This window comes from Geofilum rubicundum JCM 15548 (genome assembly GCF_000974365.1).
GTDB lineage: Bacteria > Bacteroidota > Bacteroidia > Bacteroidales > Marinilabiliaceae > Geofilum > Geofilum rubicundum.
In genome coordinates this window covers 131,518-148,422 of record NZ_BAZW01000007.1, presented here as the reverse complement: position 1 = coordinate 148,422, position 16,905 = coordinate 131,518, and the positions used below count along the sequence as shown (strand labels likewise).

Annotated in this window: 14 protein-coding genes and 1 pseudogene; 8 read left to right on the top strand and 7 right to left on the bottom strand. The window is 45.5% G+C overall.

The window, feature by feature from the left end:
- The first annotated feature begins 6 nt into the window (after window positions 1–6).
- Entirely contained in the window at window positions 7–771 is a 765-nt protein-coding gene (gene lptB / locus JCM15548_RS06010; RefSeq protein ID WP_062123352.1) for an LPS export ABC transporter ATP-binding protein, read from the top strand.
- 139 nt (window positions 772–910) lie between these two features.
- Here the strand turns inward: lptB and JCM15548_RS23190 are convergent.
- From JCM15548_RS23190 to araA, 5 genes and pseudogenes are all read right to left on the bottom strand, one after another.
- Window positions 911–1,680: pseudogene (locus tag JCM15548_RS23190) on the bottom strand (FGGY-family carbohydrate kinase).
- A gap of 227 nt (window positions 1,681–1,907) precedes the next feature.
- Window positions 1,908–2,582: a hypothetical protein gene (locus JCM15548_RS23185; protein WP_227625519.1), complete on the bottom strand. Its 675-nt coding sequence runs from the start codon at window positions 2,580–2,582 to the stop codon at window positions 1,908–1,910.
- 258 nt (window positions 2,583–2,840) lie between these two features.
- Window positions 2,841–3,524 (bottom strand): L-ribulose-5-phosphate 4-epimerase, encoded by a 684-nt coding sequence (locus tag JCM15548_RS06000; RefSeq protein ID WP_062123349.1) that lies wholly within the window; start codon window positions 3,522–3,524, stop codon window positions 2,841–2,843.
- A 333-nt stretch (window positions 3,525–3,857) separates the two neighbouring features.
- Window positions 3,858–5,723 carry a sodium:solute symporter family transporter gene (locus JCM15548_RS05995; protein WP_062123347.1) on the bottom strand — a complete coding sequence of 622 codons (1,866 nt, stop codon included), beginning with the start codon at window positions 5,721–5,723 and terminating at the stop codon, window positions 3,858–3,860.
- A gap of 63 nt (window positions 5,724–5,786) precedes the next feature.
- The gene (gene araA, locus JCM15548_RS05990) at window positions 5,787–7,283 is read right to left on the bottom strand and encodes an L-arabinose isomerase (RefSeq protein WP_062123345.1); all 1,497 of its coding nucleotides are present in this window, start codon (window positions 7,281–7,283) and stop codon (window positions 5,787–5,789) included.
- Between the two features lie 633 nt (window positions 7,284–7,916).
- On the opposite strand from araA, the gene JCM15548_RS25120 reads away from it, so the two are divergent.
- From JCM15548_RS25120 to JCM15548_RS05975, 5 genes are read left to right on the top strand one after another with little or no spacing between them, the layout of a single operon-like run.
- Window positions 7,917–8,330, top strand: coding sequence for an ATP-binding protein (locus tag JCM15548_RS25120; protein ID WP_262486909.1), 414 nt, complete (start codon window positions 7,917–7,919; stop codon window positions 8,328–8,330).
- Window positions 8,282–9,748 carry a toprim domain-containing protein gene (locus JCM15548_RS05985; RefSeq protein ID WP_262486908.1) on the top strand — a complete coding sequence of 489 codons (1,467 nt, stop codon included), beginning with the start codon at window positions 8,282–8,284 and terminating at the stop codon, window positions 9,746–9,748. Before JCM15548_RS25120 ends, JCM15548_RS05985 begins: the two co-directional genes overlap by 49 nt.
- A gap of 43 nt (window positions 9,749–9,791) precedes the next feature.
- The gene (locus JCM15548_RS05980) at window positions 9,792–12,416 is read left to right on the top strand and encodes a DNA gyrase/topoisomerase IV subunit A (RefSeq protein ID WP_083984998.1); all 2,625 of its coding nucleotides are present in this window, start codon (window positions 9,792–9,794) and stop codon (window positions 12,414–12,416) included.
- A 48-nt stretch (window positions 12,417–12,464) separates the two neighbouring features.
- Window positions 12,465–12,671, top strand: coding sequence for a shikimate kinase (locus JCM15548_RS25115; protein WP_262486907.1), 207 nt, complete (start codon window positions 12,465–12,467; stop codon window positions 12,669–12,671).
- On the top strand, window positions 12,644–13,000 hold the full coding sequence (locus JCM15548_RS05975) for a shikimate kinase (protein WP_262486906.1): 357 nt from the start codon (window positions 12,644–12,646) through the stop codon (window positions 12,998–13,000). The genes JCM15548_RS25115 and JCM15548_RS05975 overlap by 28 nt, the downstream gene beginning before the upstream one ends.
- A 104-nt stretch (window positions 13,001–13,104) precedes the next feature.
- On the opposite strand, the gene JCM15548_RS05970 is transcribed toward JCM15548_RS05975, so the two are convergent.
- Window positions 13,105–13,797 carry a hypothetical protein gene (locus JCM15548_RS05970; protein WP_062123342.1) on the bottom strand — a complete coding sequence of 231 codons (693 nt, stop codon included), beginning with the start codon at window positions 13,795–13,797 and terminating at the stop codon, window positions 13,105–13,107.
- Between the two features lie 196 nt (window positions 13,798–13,993).
- Here JCM15548_RS05970 and JCM15548_RS05965 point away from each other — a divergent pair, with 196 nt between their 5' ends.
- Window positions 13,994–14,680 (top strand): hypothetical protein, encoded by a 687-nt coding sequence (locus tag JCM15548_RS05965; protein ID WP_062123339.1) that lies wholly within the window; start codon window positions 13,994–13,996, stop codon window positions 14,678–14,680.
- On the opposite strand, the gene JCM15548_RS05960 is transcribed toward JCM15548_RS05965, so the two are convergent.
- The gene (locus JCM15548_RS05960; protein ID WP_062123401.1) at window positions 14,677–15,777 is read right to left on the bottom strand and encodes an AI-2E family transporter; all 1,101 of its coding nucleotides are present in this window, start codon (window positions 15,775–15,777) and stop codon (window positions 14,677–14,679) included. The genes JCM15548_RS05965 and JCM15548_RS05960 overlap by 4 nt on opposite strands.
- Before the next feature lie 318 nt (window positions 15,778–16,095).
- Here JCM15548_RS05960 and JCM15548_RS05955 point away from each other — a divergent pair, with 318 nt between their 5' ends.
- Window positions 16,096–16,890 (top strand): ADP-ribosylglycohydrolase family protein, encoded by a 795-nt coding sequence (locus JCM15548_RS05955; protein ID WP_062123337.1) that lies wholly within the window; start codon window positions 16,096–16,098, stop codon window positions 16,888–16,890.
- The last annotated feature ends 15 nt before the right edge of the window (window positions 16,891–16,905 follow it).

Genomic DNA, 16,905 nt, shown 5'->3' with positions numbered 1-16,905 from the left:
AACAGCATGGATAACAACTCAGGATTGAGGCTTCATACCAAAAACTTGGTCAAACGCTACAAAAACAGAACAGTCGTTAAAGGCGTTTCGGTGGAAGTAAAGCAGGGAGAAATTGTTGGTTTACTTGGCCCCAACGGGGCCGGTAAAACCACCACCTTTTATATGATGGTCGGACTGATTTCACCCAATCAGGGGGAAATTTATCTGGACGATGAAAAAATAACCAATGAACCGGTCTACCGACGTGCCCAAAAAGGAATAGGCTATCTCGCCCAGGAAGCCAGCGTATTCCGAAATTTAAGCGTGGAGGACAACATCAAGGCGATTCTGGAGATGACCAAATATCCCAAAGATTATCAAAGGCACCGGACCGAAGAATTGCTGGAAGAGTTTAGTCTGACCCACATTCGAAAGAGCAAGGGCATACAGCTGTCGGGCGGAGAGCGCCGCCGCACAGAGATTGCCAGAGCCCTGGCCATTAGCCCGAAGTTCATCCTTCTGGATGAACCCTTTGCAGGGGTAGATCCAATTGCGGTACGCGACATTCAGGAAATTGTGGCCAAACTGAAATACAAAAACATCGGTATTCTGATTACCGACCACAACGTTCACGAAACACTGTCCATCACCGACAGGGCCTACCTGCTTTTTGAAGGAAACATCATGAAGGCCGGCAGCGCCGAAGAATTGGCCGAAGACCCCGATGTAAGAAGGGTGTATTTAGGAGATGACTTCATTCTGCGTCGCAGAACCTTTGATGTCAATTCCTAAAAAAACGAGCTTGTCCAAAAAGTTTTTTTTAACCTCTGAGATTGGAATATTATAAAAAATCTCGGGTGGAAGGAGTGCAAATAAAAAGAGGTTGTCCGGAATGATTGGACAACCTCTTTTTATTTCAAGCCCTTGGACCCTAGTATTTCTCCTTTTCGGTAAAGGCACCTAATTGGGCATACTTTTCATAAATGGCGGCATAGGCTTGCACATTGGCAGCTATGGGTTGGTACTCCTTCTCAAAACCTTTTCCCATGGCTTTTTGCGCATCTTCCACCTTAGAATGCACACCGGCAGCAACCGACGCAAACATGGCCGCACCAAAGGCGCAGGTCTGCTCCGTACGGGCCACTTTCAATGGCATATTAAGGACATCAGCGAGGGTTTGCATCACAAAGGGCGACTTTTTAGCCACACCACCCAAACCAATAATACCTTTTAGCTCTACCCCTTCACGGGCAAAACGATCCACGATGCTTTGGAGCCAAAAGCAGTGGCTTCCACAATCGCTCTAAATATGCGCGGGGCATCAGTTCCCAACTTTAAGCCGGCAATGGAACCGGTGACTTCCTGACTGGCGTCGGGGGTTCTTCTACCGTTCATCCAGTCCACGGCAATAATGGTCGATTCCTCCACCGGAATTTTCATGGCTTCTTCTGAAAGCTTGGGAATGATCTGATCCATGGTTTCATCGATCAGTTTGGCCCGTGTCTCGGCATCCACCAGCGTGGTATTCGATAAAATGTTTTCCAAAGGCCATGCCACTACCCGCTTAAACCAAGCATACAAATCGCCAAATGCCGATTGCCCGGCCTCCAGACCAACATAACCGGGCATAACCGATCCGTCTACCTGTCCACAAATACCGGCAATCAGTTTGTCGCCAATCTGCTCGTAAGGCGCAATCATAATATCACAAGTAGAAGTACCAATGGCTCTGGCCAGTACATTGGGAGTAACCTCACCACCCACGGCCCCCATGTGACAGTCAAAAGCACCCACTCCAATGGCCACCTGCGTAGATAAACCCAAACGATCGGCCCACTCCTGTGTCAGATTACCCACCTTAACATCACTGGTATAGGTGTCCATAAACAAGCGATCGCGGTAACCGGCCAAAAGGGGATCCAGTTTCGTTAAGAATTCCTCTTCCGGCAAACCATTCCATCCTTCAAACCACATGGCCTTGTGACCTGCGGCACAGCGACTGCGAACCACCTCTGAAGCTTTTGCTTACCGGTAATCAAAGCCGGCATCCAGTCGCAATGCTCGATCCACGAATAAGCCGCTTTACGCACCTGCTCATCCTGCCGCAATACATGCAGAGCTTTGGCCCAAACCCACTCGGAGGAGTAAATTCCACCTTCGTATTGGGTATAATCAATTTTCCATTGGCGTGCCAACTCGTTAATCTCGGCTGCTTCTTTCACGGCTGTGTGGTCCTTCCAAAGCACAAACATGGCGTTGGGGTTCTCGGCAAACGCCGGGAGCATCGACAAAGGAACACCTTCCTCATTGACAAAAACAGGGGTACTGCCGGTGGTGTCGAACGACATGCCCACCACATTTTCAGCTACACCCGCACCTGCCTGTGCCAAAGCATCCTTAATAATAAACTCCATTACTTCAATGTAATCCAGTGGATGCTGGCGGTACTGATCCTTAGCGGGATCACAATATTTTCCCTCCACCCAACGCGGGTAGTGCTTTACCGAAGAAGACACTTCTTCACCTGAAATGGCTTCCACAATCACGGCTCTGGCAGAATCAGAACCATAGTCCAGACCAATCACATATTTTTTATCCGACATAATATTATTCTTTAAAAGTTCAATATTCAATAACGCGCTGTTACTTCTCTTAATGCGGTATCCAAGTCAATGAATGAGGCTCCCCGATCATTTAAGAAGGTAACAACATTCGACCTGGGCCAAACCTGCAGAGAAAACAGGACCTATGGCTTTCAACAAAACCGGGAGCATCCCATTACTCAGGTAAAACAAGCTAAAAACCACCGGGAACAATTATTGGCAGTAACAGGCTATCAACGCCTGGTGGCCGTACCCCCTCTACTGACCGTAGTAAGCGTTCTTACCATGCTTGCGTTCAAAATGCTTTTTGGTAAGCAGTCCGTTCATGCCCATTTCGGGATTCAGCATTTTTCCGATGTAAGCCATTTTGGCGACCTGCTCCAGTACCACACTGTTGTGAACCGCATCATGCGCATCTTTACCCCAGGTAAAGGGGGCGTGATTTTTTACCAAAACACCGGGAATGTGATTGGGATTCAACCCTTCAAAACGTTCAATAATAACCGTCCCCGTTTCCTTTTCATAGTCCCCTTTGACTTCACCCTCCGTCATATCGCGCGTGCACGGTATGGTATCGGCAAAGTAATCGGCGTGTGTGGTGCCAACGATGGGCAAATCAATACCGGCCTGCGCCCAGGCAGTGCCGTAGGTAGAATGGGTATGAACCACCCCGCCAATTTCAGGAAAAGCATTGTACAGAGCGACATGGGTAGGCATATCAGATGAAGGCTTAAGACTTCCCTCCACCACTTTTCCATCCAAATCCACCACCACCATTTGCTCGGGCTTCATTCCATCGTAAGCCACACCACTGGGTTTAATGACTACCAGACCAGCCTCGCGGTCGATGGCGCTCACATTGCCCCAGGTGAAAATAACCAATCCGTGTTTTACCAGATCCAAATTGGCCTGGCACACCTCTGATTTTAATGATTCTAACATGACAAGATTTTATTACGTGCTCATTCCAAAAGCAACAAGGTTTAAAAGGCCGGCCTATCACTCTGCTCTTACATCAAAAACCGGAATTGCGCTATGCTAGGTTCCGAAGCAAATAAGTTTTTAGGCATCGGAATCTCTCTTCGTTCGAACCCCTTGATTTAACATACCTGGAAAGACTTGGTTGCTTGCTAAGTTTCGATGATTGATGCGCATCGGCACCTCCTATTGAAAACAACTGTCAACGGCAGAGAATTATGCAGGCAGAAAAGCCCCTAGAAGAAGAAAAAGATTTGCCGGTATCAACCGGCAAATCTTTTAAAGAACTATCAGAACCTACCAGAAGTAGGCATAAAGTGCAACAATAATCAATACAATACCAAACGCTCCGGCAGCAAATTTGCCATCGGTATCAAACAAATCAGGCTCAAAATCATAGGCCTTATCATCCTGCCGTCCGGATGAAGCATTGGTAAACATGATGATCGATAAGAAGACAAGAAGCGCTGACATCATGAAAATGGAATTGAAGCCAAGGTTGAGAAGGTTGAAATCAAACAAAGGCGTTCCCCAAATTACACCAGCGATGAAAGTCACTGCAGCACCAATACCAAAATACCAGCCAGCTCTTGTAAGCATGCCATGGTGTTTCTCTGAAACCGGCTTGGCCTTAACCTGATGACTATCGGTCAATACCAAAACTACAGCCAAAGTAATCAACACAATACAGACATAACCCATCCGGATGATGAATGGCAAATCAGGCAAAGCAATCTTCATCAGGATACCCGCCGGAATGGTAGCAATGGTGGTCCACAGAGCAGCTCGGTTCGTAGCACGTTTCCATAAAAGGCCCATACCAAATACCACCACAACGCCCGGATAGATAAATCCGGTGTATTCCTGGATGTATTGGAAGGCCTGATCCAAACCGCCCAATAAGGGTTTTGCAGAAATAATGGCAATCACCAAAGCAACAAAGGCTGTGATACGGCCGACTTTAACCATTTGATGTTCTGATGCATTCGGCTTCACCATATCCCGGTAGATGTCCAGCGTAAAAATGGTCGATGTGGAATTCAGCATGGAGGCCAGCGAAGAAACCACAGCAGCTACAAGCGCAGCAAAGGCAAGACCTCTGATACCAGCAGGTGCAAAGTTACGTAGCAACCAGGGGTAAGCCTCATCGGCCACCTGAATGGTTCCATCGAGACCGACCAGGGTATGCTGTAAATCAGGGTGATTAAACAACACATAAGCCGTGATACCTGGAATAATAACGATAATCGGAATTAAAATTTTCAGATAAGCTCCAAAGATCAGACCTTTTTTGGCTTCTTTCAGGTTCTTAGCGGCCAGACCTTTTTGAATGATGTATTGGTTAAAACCCCAGTAACCCAGGTTGGTTAACCACATGGCACCAAAAATAACAGCCAAACCGGGCAGATCTTTAAAGACCGTTCCATCAATATCCAGATTTCGGTCAATTATCATGTTGAAGTGCAAATCGGAAGGCACCTCCCGCACTTTTTGCAAAACAGTCACAAAGCCCTGAATGGCTCCACCTGTATCACCGCCAACAGCATCTAAAGCGAACCAGGCAGTAATTAAACCACCACCCACTAAAAACACCACCTGAATCACATCGGTCCAGGCCACGGCCTTCAAACCACCGTAGATGGAGTAAATACCGGCAAAAACAAGCAAGGCTGGCACCCCATACTCACGTGGAAAGCCCAAAATCTGCTCCATGGCCAGAGCGCCCAACCAAGCTACAGAGGTCAGGTTAACAAACACATACACCAACAACCAGAAAAAAGAGAAGAAAAAGCTCACGCCTTTTCCATAACGTTCCTTGGCCAATTGCGGCATGGTGTAAATCTTCTTTTCAATCATCAAAGGCAGCAAATACTTGGCTACCAATATGAGTGTCAGAGCGGCAATCCACTCGTAAGCAGCAATTCCCAATCCAATCCGAAACCCGGAACCGGACATGCCAATAAAGTGTTCCGCAGAAATATTCGCTGCAATTAATGAGGCACCAATGGCCCACCATGAGAGCGTTCCCCCTGCTAAAAAGTAATCCTTCGAATCTTTCTCCACCCCCTTTTTAGAGCGAGAAATCCACAAACCCAGACTCATAATTAATAGTGCGTATGCAATAAAAATCATGTAATCTAAGGTCGTAAAACCTGCATTCATAGTTTATAGTTTATATGTGAATATAAATACTTCCTAAATTCAACTTTCGGACACCATTCCAAATTAGAATCCCTTTTTAAGATGGAAAAACAGATCATTCCAACGTAATTCCTTCTTAAACTCAGAAATCGTGGTCTTATTGTCTATTAAAACAAATTCTATTCCTGCGATCTCGGCATAATCTTCGAGGTACTCCACCGTCAAATCATAAGAGAAACTGGTATGATGTGTTCCACCAGCGAGGATCCAGGCAGCAGCACCAACTTCAAAATTAGGTTGCGGAACCCATAAAGCACTGGCTACAGGAAGATTAGGCAGCGGTTTTGATTCAATACAGTCCACTACGTTAACAATCATCCGGAAACGGCTGCCCATATCTACGACGGTAGCGGCCACACCTTGACCGGGCTTACTGGTGAATACCAGCCGGGCGGGATCATTTTTACCACCTATTCCGAGCGGGTGGACTTCCATGCGGGGTTTTTGCTCAGCAATTAAGGGACATACCTCCAACATATGGGCCTGAAGAATGGTACTGTTTTCACCATCAAAATTCAAGGTATAGTCCTCAAGGAAAGAGCAACCTTTAGGCAGCCCCTGACCCATGAACCACATGGTGCGATACAAGGCAGCTGTTTTCCAGTCGCCCTCAGCGCCAAAACCATAACCATCAGCCATGAGGCGTTGAGAGGCCAATCCCGGCAACTGGTCAATACCAGCTAAATCGTCAAAGTTGGTCGTGTAGGCCTTGGCGCCCTTTTCGTCCAAAAATCTTCGCATGGCTATTTCAATGCGCGCAGCCTTTTCCACCTGCCCTCTGTTTTTGCCACCCGCTTTGCAATCATCGGCAAATTCATAATCCGCCTCATATACTTTCATTAATTCTGCGACATCAGCATCGGTCACCTTGTCCTGCACAGCTACCAAATCAGCGATGGGATAATAATCCACATGGTAGCCCATCAACATTTCGGCTTCCACTTTATCCCCATCCGTAACAGCCACATTGTTCATCTGATCGCCAAAACGAATAATACGCATATCCTGTGAATCGGCCCAGGCAGCGGCCACACGCATCCACACAGCAATTTTTTCCTGCGCTTTTGGATCTTGCCAGTGTCCCACCACCACCTTGCGGGGTTTACGCAAACGGGCAGTGATGTGTCCGAATTCACGGTCACCATGCGCACTTTGGTTCAAATTCATGAAATCCATGTCCATTTTATCCCATGGAATTTCCTTGTTAAACTGTGTGTGAAAATGAAGCAAGGGCTTACGTAAGTCCTGCAATCCCTGAATCCACATTTTTGCCGGTGAAAAAGTATGCATCCATGTGATAATGCCCACACATTTTTCATCATTGTTGGCCGCCTTCATGGTTGCAGTGACTTCCTTGGCAGAGTTAACCGTACCTTTATAAACTATTTTTACCGGAAGATTGCCCGAGGCATTCATACCGGCCACCATCTCGTTTGAATGAGCATCAACGGCCACTACAGCATCTCCGCCGTATAAAAGTTGCGCCCCTGTTACAAACCATACTTCATAGCTCTCTAACATAATTCAAATATTTTAATTATTTCATCCAACAAACAACAAACACTTGTTCCTAAATATAAATCGACCCATCCCAATTTTTAAAGCACAAAAAACGGCTTTAAAAAGCGCCATAAAAGTACTGATTACTTTTATTTAATCAAAAACTAAAGTTAAAAAACAAATTTTTATTCTAAAACGCAAACAAAAATTCTTTCGCCTTGATGAATCATAGCAGGGAATCCCGCAAAAAATCATCGATCAATAAACCCTACAATGCCTTTTTGTTTTTTTCAAAACTAATTCAAAACACAGAATTAAGGGAGGATAAAAACAGATAAATGGCGGACATTTAAATAGGTTTATGCCATCGGACTAAACAACGATGCCGCCTTGTTAACACCCTTATAATAAATTCATTAAGAAAACGACGCTAAACCGGGGTCAAAATATGATTTTTCAACAAGTAATCCACACTGTTCATAAACAAATTACGATTGGTTTTAGCTTTTCGTTATATTTGGAAGATTTTTTCAGGTATCGGCAGATGTCGCTCAGCGATTTCTCCGGACAGAAACCGCCAGATAATCAGGAGATGGGTGAAAAAAGATAAGGGTTTCAGGAAAAAAATCACAAACAGCTATAATTAACCACAATATGATTCAGAATTATTCAGAAGATTCCATTCAAACACTGGACTGGAAAGAGCACATTCGTCGTCGCCCCGGTATGTATATTGGCAAACTGGGTGACGGTACCTACAGCGATGATGGTATTTACGTGCTGCTGAAAGAAGTGATGGACAACGCCATTGATGAATACATGATGGGGTTCGGTAAGAAAATTGAGGTAACAGTGAATGAAGGGGTGGTACGTGTCCGCGACTACGGTCGGGGCATTCCCTTAGGCAAGGTGACGGATGTGGTTTCAAAAATGAATACCGGCGCCAAATACGATAGTAAAGTCTTTAAAAAATCCGTGGGACTCAACGGGGTTGGCGTAAAAGCGTTAATGCCCTTTCGGTGGACTTTACGGTTCAGGCTTTCAGAGAAGGGGAGACCAAGCGGGTAGAGTTTTCTCGTGGAGAACTCACCATTGATCATCCGGTAGAGCCTACCAAAAGTGCCAACGGCACTTTAATCGAATTCCGCCCGGACGAGGCGGTTTTCGAGAAATTCACGTTCAAAGATGAATACATTGAGGACTTACTAAAAAACTATACCTACCTGAATGCCGGACTGGCCATCCATTTCAACGGACAAATATTCATCTCCAAGAAAGGGCTTTTGGATTTGCTGGATGAAAAAATGACGGAGCCGGGCATGTATGAGCCGATTCACCTTAAAGATGAAGACCTCGAAATTGCCATTACCCACACCGGACAATACGGCGAAGAGTACTACACATTTGTCAATGGTCAGCATACCACCCAGGGCGGCTCACACCTCATTGCGTTTCGGGAAGCCATGGTGAAGACGGTTCGCGAATTCTACAACAAGAACTTTGACGTGGCAGACATTCGCATGGGCATGGTAGCTGCTGTCAGTATAAAAATTGAGGAGCCTGTTTTTGAATCACAAACAAAAACCAAACTGGGGTCCAAGGACATGTCGCCTGATGGCATTTCGGTGCGCAATTATGTGCATGACTTTTTGAAGCAGAATCTCGACAATTACCTGCACAAAAAATCAGCCACGGCAGACATTATCTATAAGAAGATTCTGGAATCCGAGAAGGAACGCAAGGCCATTTCGGGCATTCAGAAACTGGCTCGCGAGCGTGCCAAAAAAGTGAGTCTCCACAATAAAAAACTGCGTGATTGTCGCATTCACTATAACTCCAACGCTGAGCGCAAAACGGAATCTTCCATTTTTATTACGGAGGGAGATTCGGCCAGCGGGTCCATCACCAAGGCACGTGACGTGGGAACGCAGGCCGTTTTTTCGCTCAAAGGAAAACCTTTGAACTCTTACGGACTCACCCGAAAAATTGTTTACGAAAACGAGGAGTTCAACCTGCTTCAGGCCGCGCTAAACATTGAGGAAGGCATGGAGTCATTGCGTTACAACCATGTCATCATAGCCACCGATGCCGATGTCGATGGCATGCACATCCGACTGCTATTGATCACCTTTTTTCTTCAGTTTTTCCCGGAGTTGATAAAAAACGGACACCTTTATATATTACAAACACCATTATTCAGGGTGCGTAATAAAAAGGAAACCCGCTATTGTTATAACGAGGAGGAAAGATTAAAGGCACTGAAAGAACTGGGAGCCAACCCGGAAATCACCCGATTTAAGGGTTTGGGTGAAATATCGCCCGACGAGTTTTCGAATTTTATTCGAAAGGACATTCGTCTGGACCAGGTTCGCATGAAAAAAGAAGATGCGGCCAAGGAGCTGTTGGATTTTTACATGGGGAAAAACACGCCCAACCGACAAAACTTCATCATCGACAATCTGATTGTTGATGAAGAAATGCTATAAAACCAAGTCAAAAAGATAGAAAACAGGGTTACAATTTCGAAACATGGATAACGAAGAAATTTTTGACGAAAACGAGGAACGGCCGACCGAAGATGGCAGTGAGGCATCGGACAATGCCCAGGACATAACCAAAATAACACCCCTTCAGGGCATGTACCGCTCATGGTTTCTGGATTATGCCTCCTATGTTATACTGGAACGGGCAGTGCCCCACATCAACGACGGACTAAAACCGGTTCAAAGGCGCATCCTGCACTCTATGCGACGGTTGGATGACGGACGCTACAACAAGGTGGCCAACATCATTGGACACACCATGCAGTTTCACCCGCATGGGGATGCCTCCATAGGAGATGCCATGGTTCAAATTGGTCAAAAAGAATTGTTGATTGATACGCAGGGAAACTGGGGAAACTTGTATACCGGTGATGGGTCCGCTGCACCGCGTTACATTGAGGCCCGACTCACCAAGTTTGCCCACGAGGTGGTATTCAACCCCAAAACAACCGAATGGAAACCCACCTACGATGGCCGGAACAAAGAGCCGGTTACGCTCCCCGTTAAATTCCCCCTTCTGCTGGCCCAGGGGGTGGAAGGTATTGCGGTAGGTTTGGCCTCAAAAATACTTCCGCACAACATTCAGGAATTAATTGATGCCTCCATTGCCCACCTTAAGCAGGAGACCTTTGAATTGTATCCCGACTTCCCAACAGGAGGCATGCTGGATGTGTCTCGCTACAACGACGGTTTGCGGGGCGGACAGATTAAGGTGCGTGCCAAAATCAGTAAGCTAGATGCCAAGACCTTAATCATTTCGGATATCCCTTTCAGCAGAAATACCGGAACGTTGATAGAGTCCATTCTCAAAGCGGTAGAAAAAGGAAAAATTAAAATCCGCAAGATTGATGACAACACCGCACAAAACGTAGAGATCCAGATACATCTGCATGCGGGAGCCTCTCCCGATAAAACCATCGATGCCTTGTACGCCTTCACCGATTGTGAATTGTCGCTTTCTCCGAATGCCTGCGTTATTCGCGACAACAAACCGGTTTTTATTGGTGTCTCAGAAATTCTTCGGTCCAATACCGATCACACGGTGCATTTGTTGACCCGCGAGTTGGAAATCCGCAAAGGGGAACTGGAAGAATCCTGGCACTTTGCGTCATTGGAAAAAATATTTATCGAAAACAAAATTTATCAGCGCATCGAAGAATGCGAAACCTATGAAGCCATTATCCAGACCATTGATCATGGACTGGATCCCTTCAAGCACATTCTTAGAAGAGAGGTTACGCGGGATGATATTATTCGGCTGACAGAAATCAAGATCAAGCGCATTTCGCGTTTTGACGCCAAAAAAGCGGACGAATACATTGCTTCATTGGAGGAGGAACTCGAACAGGTGGAATACCACCTTCAAAACATCATTCCTTATTCCATCGATTATTTTAAACGATTGAAAAAACAATACAGCAGCAAATATCCCCGCAAAACAGAACTGAGAAGCTTTGAAAGTATTGAGGCCTCCAAAGTGGTGGTAAAAAATGAAAAGCTGTACATCAATCGTGCCGATGGATTTGTAGGAACTGCCTTGCGTAAAGATGAATATGTTTGTGATTGCTCAGACATGGATGACATCATCCTCTTTTACAGCGATGGCCGCTACATTATCAATAAGGTGCAGGACAAAGCTTTTGTCGGCAAAGACATTATCCATTTAGCGGTTTTCAAACGAAACGATAACCGGACCATTTACAATGTGGCTTACCGCGATGGCAAGCATGGCGCCACCTACGTGAAGCGATTTGCCGTCACCGGCATAACGCGCGACAAGGAGTACAACCTGACCAAGGGAACCGAAGGCTCTCAGGTGCTCTACTTCAGCGAAAACCCCAATGGAGAAGCGGAGGTAGTCAAAGTCACCCTTAAGCCGCGTGCCCGCATTCGCAATCTGATTTTCGAATTCGACATGGGCGAATTAATCGTGAAGGGACGTGGCGCCATGGGTAACATTCTTTCGAAGCATGAGGTACATAAAATTGTGCTAAAGCGCAAAGGAGAATCCACTCTGGGCGGTCGAAAAATATGGTTTGAACCCGAAGTGCTGCGACTGAATGTGGATGGGCGCGGCAACTTCCTGGGAGAATTTCATGGTGATGATGCCATCCTGGTGGTTACCAAAGATGGTCACTTTTATCAAACCAACTACGATCTAAGCAATCACTACGACGACAACATCCTTTACATCGAAAAATTCCATCCCGAAACGGTTTGGTCGGCCGTGTATTATGATGCGGAGCAAAAATTTTACTATGTCAAACGTTTCCAATTGGAAAGTGTGAGTAAAGCACAGCGACTCATAGGTGAGCACCCAAAATCGTATTTGGTTAAAATGACCAAGGTGGAGTATCCCCGACTGGAACTTAAGTTTGGGGGGGACGACAAAGACCGTGAAAAAGTCATTGTGGAGGTGGCTGAATTTATCAATGTTAAGGGCTTCAAAGCAAGGGGAAAAAGGCTCACGACTTACCAGGTTTCCAAAATCAATGAACTGGAACCGCTGATTCAACCGGAGCCAAAACCGCAGGAGGAACCGACTGACAATGGGCCAAAAGATCCGGATGATGAGGAGACGAATGGGCAAATGTCCATTTTCGATAATTAGTCGGTGCCAAGGGATGGCCTTTTCTGACGGACAAAAACAAACAGATGCATGACAGTTACCAGGGTATTTTTAACAGGTTTTATGGGCAGTGGAAAAACGACGGTGGGACAAATGCTGGCCCGGGCGCTTCAATGGCGGTTTATTGACCTGGACCAGCACATTGAAAAAAACAGGGACAAAGCATCAGCGATATTTTCAGCACCCGGGGGGAAGCGGCCTTCCGGCAAATGGAGCACGAGGCCGTCCTCGAAATGACCCGCCTCTCCCGTGTGATTGTTTCCACAGGTGGTGGTACGCCTTGTTTCCATAAAAACATGGAATTGATGAATCAAAGCGGACTCACCATCTATTTAAAATTGGACGCCAACATTTTAAAAGACCGCCTGATGCCAGCCAGGAAATCACGGCCCCTCATTGCCGATAAATCAGACAGTGAGCTTCTGTTATTTATTCAGGAGAAACTTGCAGAGCGGGAACCTTTTTATAATTTATCAGCCGTGAAGGCGGATGCCACCACTGTAGGGGTCGCACCCTATATCAACATCATTGAGATGTACAACCAATCCAACCATCCTCAATCATAGAAGTCCAAAACTTTCAGGAAGCAGCAAAGGCCGGGGCGACGCCCGGCCTTTGTTTTCTAACATCCGCCCATATTATAATTCAAACCCGTGCCTGATCGTATGATTTAGAAATTCAAGACCACATTAAAGGACATTCGGGGTCGGGCAGGCGCGGGCACCATGACGTATCCATATTCAGCCGGCAAAAAGAAATAGCCATTGTAGTAAGGATAAGAATACCCGTTATAAACCCTTACCTGGTATCTGGCCGGCAAATACCTCACGTGTGTAAAAGGGGCTTCCACCATACGGTAGCCATAACGCGGGTAATAGCGGTAAAAACGATTATTCGAGTGATAGTAATCGTAACCATTGTGATGAAACCTGTTCACTCTTTTGGTAGGCAGGTGTCTGAAATAGGTATCATGCCTGTGTGGTAGGTGGCGTACATGAGCCACGCGGTTATTTCCTGGCCGGGGCGCGCTGTGATACACATGAGCCGGGGCAGGCCGGTGCCCTTGCTTCGACTTCTTGTAATACCCCTGTTGACGATCCTCCTTTTTATACGACCGTTCGTTTCTCTCATAACCGGAATCCTTCCGTTTATACCGCTCACTTCCCCGTTGTCTGGAATCATTGTCAGACACCCGGCCCTCTGAGTGGCCTCTGCTACGCTGACTGGTTTCCGTCCGGTAGGTATTTCTTTCGGAACCGCTACGGCGATCCTGGCGCGTGTTCTGTTGCCCTGTGGCGGCCATCGATATCGTGGATAAACAGGTAACAATGGCTATCTGATAAATGATATGTATCGTTTTCATGGTTCCTCGAATTAAGTTAAACAATCACTTAAAAAACCGGTTCAACTATGTATAACCAAATCCTGTGCCAAATTTGACACTTTTTAACTTTAAAACGAGAAACACAAACTGGGAGGCCTAATTAATGAAAAAAAAGCGCTGTATCATGGATATTTAAAAGGAATCACTATTTTTAGACCAACCAAATGAAAGCTCTATGACAGATAGTGACCATTCACCCCAGCAAACGAAAGGAGATTCAACAAGGACGAATGCACTTGAGAAGGAAGTGGCCAGACTCAGGACGCTTTCTCAAAAGCAGTCTGTTAAATATAATAAGCTAAAAAAAACAACTTCTTTTCAATTTCTCTTTTTCGTGTTGTTGCTGGTGATGATGTTTGCCTATGGCATCATTCAATGGCCTGCCAAACAAGATGTCAGCACCAGAAACCTTGAAGAGAAGCCTTCGGCCAAAGACACAACCGTCACCGACACGCTTGTGCGCCCATCCATAATGGCGGAGCCCCGACCTGAAATTCAAAAAGAAGACATGCTCACTTTTTATGTGCCGGAAGACGGCATCCTTTTCAGCATTCAAATTGGCGCCTATACGGGTGTAGATATGCAGCCCTTCCAGGCCAATATGTTTTCCCTGCAGCAATATACCTATCAAACCATCAATCAATTCACCGTTGGCATTTTTGAAAATTTCAACGATGCTGAATCCTTTCGGGACATCATTCAACAAATGGGTTTTAGCGATGCCTTTATCATTGCCACATTTAACGGAAAAAGAATGCCCATCAAAGAGGCTCTGGCCATAAAAAGCCAGCAACCGGCATTACCGGAAAAGGTGAATGCGGAACCTCAACCCATAACAATTCCAGTTGATTCTCTGCCTTAACCCAAGCCGTCTGTCAATTTTTTTACCACCCGGTATTTGTAAAAAAACTCTCTGCCAATTACTCGAACAATGGTGTAAACCGGAATGGCCAAAAACATCCCAATCACTCCCGATAAATAACCAGACATTAAAATAACAATAAAGATCTCAAGTGGATGGGCCTGCACACTGCTCGAGAAAATAAAAGGCTGAAACACCAGATTGTCCATTAATTGAACAATAATATATATTAAGCTTGCAAAAGCCATAAACATTAGAAAACTCACCTCAAAAGGTACTTGCAGATAAATAATGGCAGAGGTGAGCAAGCCAAACATGGCGCCAAAAAGAGGCCCCACATAAGGAATCACATTAAACAACCCGCTAATGATGCCTATGGTTACAGCATGGTTAAAACCAAGTCCCAGGATCATAAAGCCTGAAGTAACAAAGAAACAAATCAGGAAAATCTGTAAAAGAACGCCCAGAAAATACCTTCTAAGCAAAAATTTGACGGACAATAGCACATGTCGGACACCTTCCTCGTGCACATCCGGGATCATCATCATCAACAGGCGCACCAGCAAACCTTCCTCCTTCAAAAAGAAAAAGGTGATAAACGTGACCGAAAAAACGGCAATAAACAATCCGCCGAAAAAACCCAGCATACCCGAAAAAGCATCTGTGATTTGTGACACGTCAAAAACAGACCTGACGGCCTCCCGAATCTGTAACTCCAGGGAAACAATCATCTCAGGATCAATCCGCTTAAAGGGATCCAAGGCCTCATTCAGCAACACAGAGGCCCTGTCAAAGACCTCCGGGAAATCGACTGAAGACAAATATTGAAGCTCTCCGCCAATCAATGGCAGGGTATACCTGAAAAATAGACCTATAAACAGCCAGATGACAAGAACCGTCAACAAGGCCGCCAGGCCATTTCCCATGTAATGACTTCCCAGGTGTCCTTTCTTGAACAAATCAAACAAGGGCCGGGTAATTAATGACAGCACTGCGGAGATACCAATAAAAATAAACACCGACCTGAAGTACCAAAGGAGAAAGCATCCGGCAATAATAACACCACTAAGTAAAAGATACTTTATAACATTTTTCATATACATGCCATTAGGAAAGTCTTGCATTATCTATTAAATATAAAAAAAAAGGCAGAAATAAAAAACCACCATTTTATACCGAAACTTCCACACATTCACAACCCGCTTATTTTTAGTTAATTACACTCACTATATTAAAAACACATCTCAAGAAATGGTAAAAATAATTTGATATTATAGCAAAACTTATGATATTCGTCCTGCCTATTTAAGTACCTGGTATTAACCACCCATTTGAAAATTGACCATTGTAACCTAAAATATCCATGTAAAAGCGGGCAAACAAACCACACCAAATCCGGAAAAGAACAAACATTTATGAAGGGAGCTATCATTGGAGATATCATCGGTTCGGCATTTGTCAATGACAATTTACCAACCACAGAGTTTCAACTTTTTAAACCCACATCCGCTTTCACAGATGACACTGTACTAACCTTAGCCACAGCCGACTCTGTCATCCATCAAAAACCCTACAAGGAAACGCTCATTGAGTGGACCCAACGTTTTCCGGAAGCAGGTTACCGGCCTGATTTTTTACAGTGGGCGATGAATGGTGGGATTGAAGACTATAAAAGTGAGGGTGACGGTGCAGCCCGTCGTATCAGCCCCATTGGCTTTGCGGCTTCTTCCATTGAGGAGGCCTTAACCGAAGCCAAAAAATCAGCCCTCATCACCCATAACGTACCGGTTCGTCTTGAAGCTGCCCAGGCCACTGCAGTGGCCGTATATATGGCGAAAAGCGGTGCCACCCGTAAAGAAATAAAGCGCTTCATTTCTGTTCATTTTGGTTATGATTTGAACCTGAATGTAACGCATTGGAAGTCTAAAATTCACTCGGGAGAAACACTTTCAACACCAGTACCACCAGCCATTGCCGCATTTTTAGAGGCTTCTGATTTTGAGGAAGCCATACGCTTAGCCATCTTAATAGGGGGTCCCTCTAACACCATTGCATCCATAACCGGAGCGCTGGCACAAGCTTACTTCAAACACATACCCAAAGCTTTTATTAAGAGAGCGCTGGCCCGCCTCACCCCGGATATGGAAAGTTTGATGGAGAACTTTGAAACGGCCAAATTTCAGGAAAAAATCATTGAGGGCCAAAAATAAAAAAGGGAGCCAAAC

Bases quoted from the DNA above. Each gene is read 5' to 3' on its own strand.
- JCM15548_RS05970 (WP_062123342.1), bottom strand. From the start codon at position 13,797: ATGAAAACGATACATATCATTTATCAGATAGCCATTGTTACCTGTTTA.
- JCM15548_RS05975 (WP_262486906.1), top strand. From the start codon at position 12,644: ATGGAGCACGAGGCCGTCCTCGAAATGACCCGCCTCTCCCGTGTGATT.
- JCM15548_RS23185 (WP_227625519.1), bottom strand. From the start codon at position 2,582: ATGTCGGATAAAAAATATGTGATTGGTCTGGACTATGGTTCTGATTCT.
- lptB (WP_062123352.1), top strand. From the start codon at position 7: ATGGATAACAACTCAGGATTGAGGCTTCATACCAAAAACTTGGTCAAA.
- JCM15548_RS25115 (WP_262486907.1), top strand. From the start codon at position 12,465: ATGACAGTTACCAGGGTATTTTTAACAGGTTTTATGGGCAGTGGAAAA.
- JCM15548_RS25120 (WP_262486909.1), top strand. From the start codon at position 7,917: ATGATTCAGAATTATTCAGAAGATTCCATTCAAACACTGGACTGGAAA.
- JCM15548_RS05965 (WP_062123339.1), top strand. From the start codon at position 13,994: ATGACAGATAGTGACCATTCACCCCAGCAAACGAAAGGAGATTCAACA.
- JCM15548_RS05995 (WP_062123347.1), bottom strand. From the start codon at position 5,723: ATGAATGCAGGTTTTACGACCTTAGATTACATGATTTTTATTGCATAC.
- JCM15548_RS05955 (WP_062123337.1), top strand. From the start codon at position 16,096: ATGAAGGGAGCTATCATTGGAGATATCATCGGTTCGGCATTTGTCAAT.
- JCM15548_RS05980 (WP_083984998.1), top strand. From the start codon at position 9,792: ATGGATAACGAAGAAATTTTTGACGAAAACGAGGAACGGCCGACCGAA.
- JCM15548_RS06000 (WP_062123349.1), bottom strand. From the start codon at position 3,524: ATGTTAGAATCATTAAAATCAGAGGTGTGCCAGGCCAATTTGGATCTG.
- araA (WP_062123345.1), bottom strand. From the start codon at position 7,283: ATGTTAGAGAGCTATGAAGTATGGTTTGTAACAGGGGCGCAACTTTTA.
- JCM15548_RS05960 (WP_062123401.1), bottom strand. From the start codon at position 15,777: ATGAAAAATGTTATAAAGTATCTTTTACTTAGTGGTGTTATTATTGCC.